This window comes from Pseudomonas sp. GW821-FHT10B02, from assembly GCF_059415665.1.
On record NZ_JBWKNR010000025.1, the window covers coordinates 19,035 to 27,979 of the forward strand.

Here is an 8,945-nt window from a genome sequence, read left to right on the forward strand (position 1 = left end):
AGGAGCAGCGAACATGGCATTCGTCACAACCAAAGATGGTGTTGAAATTTTCTACAAAGACTGGGGCCCGCGCGACGCCCAGGTGATCTTCTTTCACCACGGCTGGCCACTGAGCGCCGACGACTGGGACGCGCAGATGCTGTTTTTCCTGGCCCAGGGCTACCGTGTCATCGCCCACGACCGCCGCGGCCACGGGCGCTCCAGCCAGGTCTGGGATGGCCATGACATGGACCACTACGCCGACGACGTGGCGACAGTGGTCGATCATCTGGGCGTACGCGGCGCGGTGCATGTCGGCCACTCCACCGGCGGCGGCGAAGTGGTGCACTACCTCGCCCGCCACGGTCAGGAACGCGCCAGCAAAGCGGCGATCCTCGGCGCCGTGCCGCCGTTGATGGTGCAGACCGCCAGCAATCCCGGCGGCCTGCCCAAGTCGGTGTTCGACGATCTGCAGGCGCAGCTTGCGGCCAACCGTGCGCAGTTCTACTACGACATTCCGGCCGGGCCGTTCTACGGCTACAACCGCCCGGGAGCGGCGCCGTCGCAGGGGGTGATCTGGAACTGGTGGCGCCAGGGCATGATGGGCTGCGCCAAGGCCCACTATGATGGCATCGTCGCCTTCTCGCAGACCGACTTCACCGAAGACTTGAAGCGCCTCAGCCTGCCGGTGCTGGTGATGCACGGCGATGACGATCAGATCGTGCCGTACGAGAACTCGGGGCTGCTGTCGGCCAAGTTGCTCAGCAACAGCACCCTGAAAACCTACAAGGGCTTCCCCCACGGCATGCCCACTACCCACGCCGAGACCATCAACGCCGACCTGCTGGCCTTCGTGCGCAGCTGATGCACGGGTGCCGGAGGTCATCCCTCCGGCACCCGCCTTTGCCAACTGAAAATGCCTGTTGACATTAAAGTTAACTTTAAAGTTATGGTTTGAACACGATCAATCGAGGTAGCCCCCATGAACGTGTTCGACAAGCTGACGCTGCCCAACGGCAGCGAAATCCCCAATCGTTTGGCCAAGGCGGCGATGGAAGAGAACATGGCCGACGCCGAGCAAGCGCCGTCCGAGGCGCTGATGCGCCTGTACCATGCCTGGGCCGAGGGTGGTGCCGGCCTGTTGATCAGCGGCAACGTGATGGTCGACCGCCGTGCCATGACCGGCCCCGGCGGCGTGGTGCTGGAAGACGACCGGCAACTGGCCAGTTTCCAGCGCTGGGCCCAGGTCGGGCGTGCCCGAGGCGCGCAGTTCTGGCTGCAGATCAACCACCCCGGGCGACAGATGCCGGCCAACCTCGGCCAGCAGACCTGGGCGCCTTCGGCGATCGCGCTGGAGCTGGGCACAATGTCCAGGCACTTCAGTCCCCCGCAGGCAATGACTGAAGCCATGATCGCCGAAGTGATCGAGCGCTTCGCCCGTAGCGCGCAACTGGCTGAACAGGCCGGCTTTACCGGGGTACAGATTCACGCCGCGCATGGCTACCTGTTGAGCCAGTTCCTCTCGCCGTTGAGCAACACGCGCACGGATGCCTGGGGCGGCTCGCTGGAGAACCGCGCGCGCTTGCTGCTAGAGATCGTCAAAGCCGTCCGCGCCGTGGTGGCACCGCAGTTTGCCGTGGCGGTCAAGCTCAACTCCGCCGACTTCCAACGCGGCGGCTTCAGTGCCGACGATGCCCGCCAGGTGGTAAGGCTGCTCAACAGCCTGGACGTCGATCTGGTCGAGCTCTCCGGTGGCAGCTACGAAGCGCCGGCCATGCAGGGCGAGGCCCGCGACGGACGCACCCTGGCGCGTGAAGCCTACTTCCTGGAATTCGCCCGCGATGTACACAAGGTGGCGCGCATGCCGCTGATGGTGACCGGCGGCATCCGCCGTCTGCCGGTGGCCGAACAGGTGATCGACAGTGGCGTGGCCATGGTCGGCATCGGTACCGCACTGGCTATCGAGCCCAACCTGCCGCGCGCCTGGCAGCAGGGCAAGAACAGCGTGCCGGCGTTACCGCCGATCACCTGGAAAAACAAGGCGCTGGCGTCGTTGGCGAACATGGCGCTGGTGAAGTTCCAGCTGCGCAAGCTCAGCCTGGGCAAGGCGCCCAGGCCGCAGGTTTCACCGCTGCGCGCACTGCTTGAGCAACAACTGGCCAACACGCTACGCGCCCGCCAGTACCGGCGGTGGATGGCGCAGCGTTCAGTCCAGCAATGACAGCGCCCGCCGATTCCGACCAGCAGTCCTGAGCGCTCGGAATAGGCAGCTACGATTGGTGTATCGACCGCTATGACCGCAGTCGGACTGAGTACAGGGCAAAGGCGATGACCGGCAAATCAACGTTCAAGTGCACATCACTGCTGGTTCCTTCGCTCCTCGCCATCAGTCTGGCGCTGGCGGCCGGCTGCTCAAGCAAACCGGCGAAAACCACCTACTCAAGCTCACAAGCTGGCTCCAGCTGTTACGCCAAAGCCCTGCCCACTGCCGGCGAAGGCGGCCTGGCCTGGGGCGCGACCCTGCAAATGGCGCGGCAAAAATCCTTGAACAATTGCATACGCTACGCAGGTCGCTCCGGGGGGACGCCCGATACCTGCAGGGTGGTGTTGGCCGAGTGCAAATAGCGAGCGCCGGCAACTGTTTTGACCCGGTGGGAGCGGGCTTGCCCCGCGATGCGATGCAACTGACAAATGACAATCGCGGGGCAAGCCCGCTCCTACCATCATTCCGAATGATAGTTACCTTCGGCCCGTTCGATTCGTTGTTAATAGTTACAAATCGCAGAATCCGCCCATTCTCAATACATTGGCGGATTCTCCATGGAACAGTCACTCAAACCTTTGCGTTACCCCCTGGCTCTATTGGCAGTACTGGTGATGAGTGCCTGCGGTCGTACCCCGGAGGCCGTACAGGCCCCCGCAGCGGCCAAGGTCAGCGTCGCCAAGGTGCTGGAGCAACCGATCAATGAATGGGACGAGTTCACCGGCCGCCTCGAAGCGCCTGAGACGGTAGAAGTCCGACCGCGTGTTTCCGGCCAGATCGATCAGGTGGCCTTCACCGAAGGCGCTCAGGTCAAGCAGGGCGACCTGTTGTTCCAGATCGACCCGCGGCCGTTCCAGGCCGAAGTGCGCCGTCTCGAAGCCCAGTTGCAGCAAGCCCGCGCCACCGCCATCCGCAGTGAAAACGAGGCCCGCCGTGGCGAGCGCCTGCGCAGCAGCAATGCCATCTCCGCGGAACTGGCCGAGTCGCGCAGCAGTGCTGCTGCCGAAGCCCGTGCCGGTGTCGCCGCGATCCAGGCGCAACTGGACCTGGCGCGCCTGAACCTGAGCTTCACCCGGGTCACCGCACCGATCAGTGGCCGCGTCAGCCGCGCCCAGTTCACCGCCGGCAACATCGTCAGCGCCGATGTCACCCCGCTGACCAGCGTGGTCTCCACCGACAAGGTCTATGCCTACTTCGACGCCGACGAGCGCGTGTACCTCAAATACACGCAACTGGCCCGCAACGGTCAGCGTGGCCAGAGCACCCCGGTATACCTGGGCCTGTCCAACGAAACCGGCAACCCGCACCTGGGCCAGATGAACTTCGTCGACAACCAGGTCAACCCCAAGACCGGCACCATCCGTGGCCGGGCCGTGTTCGACAACAGCGACGGGCAATTCACCCCGGGCCTGTATGCGCGCCTGAAGCTGGTCGGCAGCGCCACCTATTCAGCGGTGCTGATCAATGACGAAGCGGTGGGCACCGACCTTGGCAAGAAGTTCGTGCTGGTCATGGACAAGGACAACAAGGCCGCTTATCGCGCCGTGGAACTGGGCCCGAAACTTGAAGGCCTGCGCATCGTGCGCAGTGGCCTGAGCAAGGAGGACCGCATTGTGGTCAAGGGCCTGCAGCGAGTGCGTCCCGGCTCGCCGGTCGACCCGCAGGACACGCCGATGGCCAGCGACGCGACCATTGCTGCCCTCGCCCAGCAACGCCAAGCGCTGGAAGCCAGCACCCAGGGCAAGGCTGCCGCCACTGCCACCGTCAAGCTCGCCAGTGCCTCGGCACCGCGCGGTTAAGGAACCGGTCCGATGAATTTTTCCAAGTTCTTTATCACCCGGCCGATTTTCGCCGCCGTGCTATCGCTGCTGATCCTGATTGCCGGCAGCATCTCGCTGTTCCAGCTGCCGATCAGTGAATACCCTGAAGTCGTGCCGCCCACCGTGGTGGTACGCGCCAACTTCCCCGGGGCCAACCCGAAAGTGATCGGCGAAACCGTTGCCGCCCCTCTGGAGCAGGCGATTACCGGCGTCGAGAACATGCTCTACATGTCCTCGCAGTCCACCGCCGACGGCAAGCTGACCCTGACCATCACCTTCGCCCTCGGTACCGACCTGGACAACGCCCAGGTGCAGGTGCAGAACCGGGTGACCCGGACCCAGCCCAAGCTGCCCGAGGAAGTGACACGCATCGGTATCACCGTCGACAAGGCTTCGCCCGACCTGACCATGGTCGTGCACCTGACCTCGCCGGATAACCGCTACGACATGCTCTACCTGTCCAACTACGCCATCCTCAACATCAAGGATGAGCTGGCGCGCCTGGGCGGTGTCGGCGATGTGCAGCTGTTCGGCATGGGTGACTACTCCCTGCGGGTGTGGCTGGACCCGAACAAGACTGCTTCGCGCAATCTCACCGCCAGTGATGTGGTTGCCGCCATTCGCGAGCAGAACCGTCAGGTTGCCGCCGGTCAGCTGGGTGCGCCACCCGCGCCGGGCAGCACCAGCTTCCAGCTGTCGGTCAACACCCAGGGCCGTCTGGTCAGCGAGGAAGAGTTCGAGAACATCATCATTCGCTCCGGCGCCGATGGTGAAATCACCCGCCTCAAGGACATCGCCCGGGTCGAGCTGGGTTCCAGCCAGTACGCCCTGCGCTCGCTGCTGAACAATCAGCCGGCAGTGGCCATCCCGATCTTCCAGCGCCCTGGTTCCAACGCCATCGAGATCTCCGATGAAGTGCGCTCGAAAATGGCCGAGCTGAAGAAAGACTTCCCCGAAGGCATGGACTACAGCATCGTCTACGACCCGACCGTGTTCGTGCGCGGCTCCATCGAGGCCGTGGTGCATACCCTGTTCGAGGCCCTGATTCTGGTGGTCCTGGTGGTGATCCTGTTCCTGCAGACCTGGCGTGCCTCGATCATTCCACTGGTGGCGGTGCCGGTTTCCTTGATCGGTACCTTCGCGGTGATGCACCTGTTCGGTTTCTCGCTCAATGCGCTATCGCTGTTCGGCCTGGTGCTGGCCATCGGTATCGTGGTGGACGACGCCATCGTCGTGGTGGAAAACGTCGAACGTAACATCGGCCTGGGCCTGAAACCGCTGGAAGCCACACAAAAAGCCATGGGTGAAGTGACCGGCCCGATCATTGCCACCGCCCTGGTGCTGTGCGCCGTGTTCGTACCTGCTGCATTCATCTCCGGCCTTACCGGGCAGTTCTACAAGCAGTTCGCCCTGACCATTGCCATCTCCACGGTGATCTCGGCGTTCAACTCGCTGACCCTCTCGCCTGCACTGGCAGCGGTACTGCTCAAGGAGCACCACGCGCCAAAGGACCGTTTCTCGAAAGTGCTCGAGCGCCTGTTCGGTGGCTGGTTGTTCAGCCCGTTCAACCGTTTCTTCGACCGTGCCAGCCACAGCTACGTCGGCGCCGTCGGGCGGGTCATCCGCAGCAGCGGCATTGCCCTGTTCGTCTATGGCGGCCTGATTGTCATGACCTGGCTGGGCTTCTCGGCGACTCCGACCGGTTTTGTGCCGGCGCAGGACAAGCAGTACCTGGTGGCCTTCGCGCAATTGCCGGACGCGGCCAGCCTGGACCGCACCGAGGCGGTGATCAAGAAGATGAGTGAAATCGCCCTCAAGCAACCGGGCGTAGCCGACTCCGTGGCGTTCCCGGGGCTGTCGATCAACGGTTTCACCAACAGCCCGAACAGCGGCATCGTCTTTACCCCGCTCAAGCCGTTCGATGAGCGCAAGGACCCGAGCCAGTCGGCTGCCGCCATCGCCGCCGCACTGAACGCGCAGTTCGCCGATATCGAAGACGCCTACATCGCGATCTTCCCGCCGCCACCGGTACAGGGGCTGGGCACCATCGGCGGTTTCCGCCTGCAGATCGAGGACCGTGGCAACCTGGGTTACGAGGCGCTGTACAAGGAAACCCAGAACATCATCGCCAAGAGCCATAACGTGCCGGAGCTGGCCGGGCTGTTCACCAGCTATCAGGTCAACGTGCCGCAGGTCGATGCCGCCATCGACCGGGAAAAGGCCAAGACCCACGGCGTGGCCATCAGCGACATCTTCGATACCCTGCAGATCTACCTGGGCTCACTGTACGCCAACGACTTCAACCGTTTTGGCCGTACCTATCAGGTCAACGTCCAGGCAGAACAGCAGTTCCGTCTCGAAGCCGAGCAGATCGGCCAGCTCAAGGTGCGCAACAACCAGGGCGAGATGATCCCGCTGGCGACCTTCATCAAGGTCAGCGACACCTCCGGGCCTGACCGTGTGATGCACTACAACGGCTTCATCACTGCTGAGATCAACGGTGCCGCAGCCCCTGGCTACAGCTCCGGTCAGGCCGAACAAGCGATCGAGAAGCTGCTCAAGGAAGAACTGCCCAACGGCATGACCTTCGAATGGACCGATCTGACCTTCCAGCAGATTCTTTCCGGCAACACCGCGCTGTTCGTCTTCCCGCTCTGCGTACTGCTGGCCTTCCTGGTGCTGGCTGCCCAGTACGAAAGCTGGAGCCTGCCATTGGCGGTGATCCTGATCGTGCCGATGACCCTGCTCTCGGCGATCACCGGGGTGATCCTCTCGGGTGGCGACAACAACATCTTCACCCAGATCGGATTGATCGTCCTGGTGGGCCTGGCGTGCAAGAACGCGATCCTGATCGTCGAGTTCGCCAAGGACAAACAGGCTGAAGGGCTCGACCCGCTGGCCGCGGTACTGGAAGCCTGCCGCCTGCGTCTGCGGCCGATCCTGATGACCTCGATCGCCTTCATCATGGGTGTGGTGCCGCTGGTGTTCTCCTCCGGTGCCGGTGCGGAAATGCGTCATGCCATGGGTGTGGCGGTGTTCTCCGGGATGATCGGGGTGACCTTCTTCGGCCTGCTGCTGACGCCGGTGTTCTTTGTCCTGATCCGCCGTTATGTCGAACGCAGCCAGGCCCGCAAGGCGGAACGTGCGCTGAAGCTGGAGACTCAAGCATGAACAGCAGTCTGAAACTTTTTATGCCGAGCCTGCTGGTCCTGGCCCTGGCCGCCTGTGCGGTGGGCCCGGACTACAAGGCCCCGGACACCGCAGCGGCGCAACTGAGCGCCGCCAATGACCCGGCGGCCAAAGCTGAGTTCGACCGTAGCCGTTTCGAAAGCATCTGGTGGAAGCAGTTCGACGATCCGGTACTCAACCAGCTGGTCAGCCAGTCGCTGCAAGGCAACCGCGAACTGCGCGTGGCCTTCGCCCGGCTCAAGGCGGCACGGGCGATTCGCGACGACGTCAGCAACGATGCCCTGCCGACCGTGACCAGCCGTGTCAGCAGCGACTTGGGCAAGGGGCAAATTCCGGGGCAGACCGACGATCGGGTCAACAGCGAGCGCTATGACCTGGGCCTGGACATGGCTTGGGAGCTGGACCTGTTCGGCCGCATCCAGCGCCAGCTGGAAGCCAGCGAGGCCCAGCAGGACGTGGCCCAGGCCGACCTGCAACAGCTGCAGGTCAGCCTGATCGCCGAACTGGTCGATGCCTATGGCCAGCTGCGCGGTGCGCAGTTGCGCGAGAAGATCGCTCTGGCCAACCTCAAGACCCAGCAGGACTCGCGCGGCATCACCGAAAGCCTGCGCGATGCCGGGGTCGGCAATGACCTCGATGTCGTCCGTGCCGATGCGCGGCTGGCGCAGGTAGAGGCCACCGTACCGCAGCTGCAGGCTGAACAGGTACGTGCACGCAATCGCATCGCCACCTTGCTCGGCCAGCGCCCGGATGCATTGAGTGTCGACCTCTCGCCAGCGCAACTGCCGGCCATTGCCAAGGCGCTTCCGGTCGGTGATCCAGGTGAACTGCTCAAGCGGCGTCCGGACGTGCGCAGTGCCGAACGGCAATTGGCAGCGGCAACGGCCAATATTGGCGTGGCGACGGCCGACCTGTTCCCACGGGTCAGCCTCAGCGGCTTCCTGGGCTTTACCGCCGGTCGCGGCTCACAACTGGGCTCATCGGCGGCGCAAGCCTGGGCACTGGGCCCGAGCATCACCTGGGCGGCGTTCGACCTCGGTAGCGTGCGGGCGCGCCTGCGCGGTGCCAATGCCGATGCCGAAGGGGCTCTGGCCAACTACGAACAGCAGGTTTTGCTGGCGCTGGAAGAGTCGGAAAATGCTTTCAGTGACTACAGCAAGCGTCAGCAACGTTTGCTTGCCCTGCTGCGTCAGAGTGAAGCCAGCCGCAAGGCCGCCGACCTCGCTTCGATCCGCTATCGCGAAGGGACTGTCGACTACCTGATTCTGCTCGACGCTGAACGCGAACGCCTGAGCGCTGAAGACGCCCAGGCTCAGGGTGAGGTTGACCTGTACCGTGGCATCGTCGCCATTTACAAGGCCTTGGGCGGTGGTTGGCAGGCCGAGAGTGTTGCCACTGTGAACTGATTCAACGACTCCTTTGGTTGGTTTCTGACCGGCCCTTTGCCCCGCCTGCTCTCGCTCGCGGGGCTTTTTTGTGGTTTTTCTGGCAGTTCTGGGGTTGGGTTGTTGGGTTGTTGAGGCTGCGAGCTTATCCATTTGGTGTGGCGAGGCTGCCGGCCCCTTCCGCCCTTACGGCGGCCTACTTTTTTCTTGGAAAAAGTAGGCAAAACCGCCTGCTCCTGCATCCGGCCCTACGCTGCGCTCCGGGTCCCTTCGCTACGGTGCCTTCCAGGGGCATCGCGGCCTACGACT

The 8,945-nt window shown here is 63.4% G+C and carries 6 protein-coding genes; all 6 read left to right on the plus strand.

Annotated elements, in window-relative coordinates; translation table 11 throughout:
* Positions 1–13: 13 nt before the first annotated feature.
* Positions 14–844: an alpha/beta fold hydrolase gene (locus tag AC07OF_RS25130; protein ID WP_342622533.1), complete on the plus strand. Its 831-nt coding sequence runs from the start codon at positions 14–16 to the stop codon at positions 842–844.
* A 117-nt stretch (positions 845–961) separates the two neighbouring features.
* Entirely contained in the window at positions 962–2,200 is a 1,239-nt protein-coding gene (locus tag AC07OF_RS25135) for an NADH:flavin oxidoreductase/NADH oxidase family protein (protein WP_495073637.1), read from the plus strand.
* 107 nt (positions 2,201–2,307) lie between these two features.
* On the plus strand, positions 2,308–2,604 hold the full coding sequence (locus tag AC07OF_RS25140; RefSeq protein ID WP_342622535.1) for a hypothetical protein: 297 nt from the start codon (positions 2,308–2,310) through the stop codon (positions 2,602–2,604).
* Between the two features lie 195 nt (positions 2,605–2,799).
* Entirely contained in the window at positions 2,800–4,041 is a 1,242-nt protein-coding gene (gene mexE / locus AC07OF_RS25145; protein ID WP_495073638.1) for a multidrug efflux RND transporter periplasmic adaptor subunit MexE, read from the plus strand.
* 12 nt (positions 4,042–4,053) lie between these two features.
* Positions 4,054–7,233 (plus strand): efflux RND transporter permease subunit, encoded by a 3,180-nt coding sequence (locus AC07OF_RS25150; protein ID WP_495073639.1) that lies wholly within the window; start codon positions 4,054–4,056, stop codon positions 7,231–7,233.
* Positions 7,230–8,657 (plus strand): efflux transporter outer membrane subunit, encoded by a 1,428-nt coding sequence (locus AC07OF_RS25155; protein WP_495073640.1) that lies wholly within the window; start codon positions 7,230–7,232, stop codon positions 8,655–8,657. The genes AC07OF_RS25150 and AC07OF_RS25155 overlap by 4 nt, the downstream gene beginning before the upstream one ends.
* Positions 8,658–8,945 lie beyond the last annotated feature (288 nt).

Excerpts from the sequence above, each read along its gene's own strand:
- AC07OF_RS25130 (WP_342622533.1), top strand. The coding sequence starts at position 14 with ATGGCATTCGTCACAACCAAAGATGGTGTTGAAATTTTCTACAAAGAC.
- AC07OF_RS25135 (WP_495073637.1), top strand. The coding sequence starts at position 962 with ATGAACGTGTTCGACAAGCTGACGCTGCCCAACGGCAGCGAAATCCCC.
- AC07OF_RS25140 (WP_342622535.1), top strand. The coding sequence starts at position 2,308 with ATGACCGGCAAATCAACGTTCAAGTGCACATCACTGCTGGTTCCTTCG.
- mexE (WP_495073638.1), top strand. The coding sequence starts at position 2,800 with ATGGAACAGTCACTCAAACCTTTGCGTTACCCCCTGGCTCTATTGGCA.
- AC07OF_RS25150 (WP_495073639.1), top strand. The coding sequence starts at position 4,054 with ATGAATTTTTCCAAGTTCTTTATCACCCGGCCGATTTTCGCCGCCGTG.
- AC07OF_RS25155 (WP_495073640.1), top strand. The coding sequence starts at position 7,230 with ATGAACAGCAGTCTGAAACTTTTTATGCCGAGCCTGCTGGTCCTGGCC.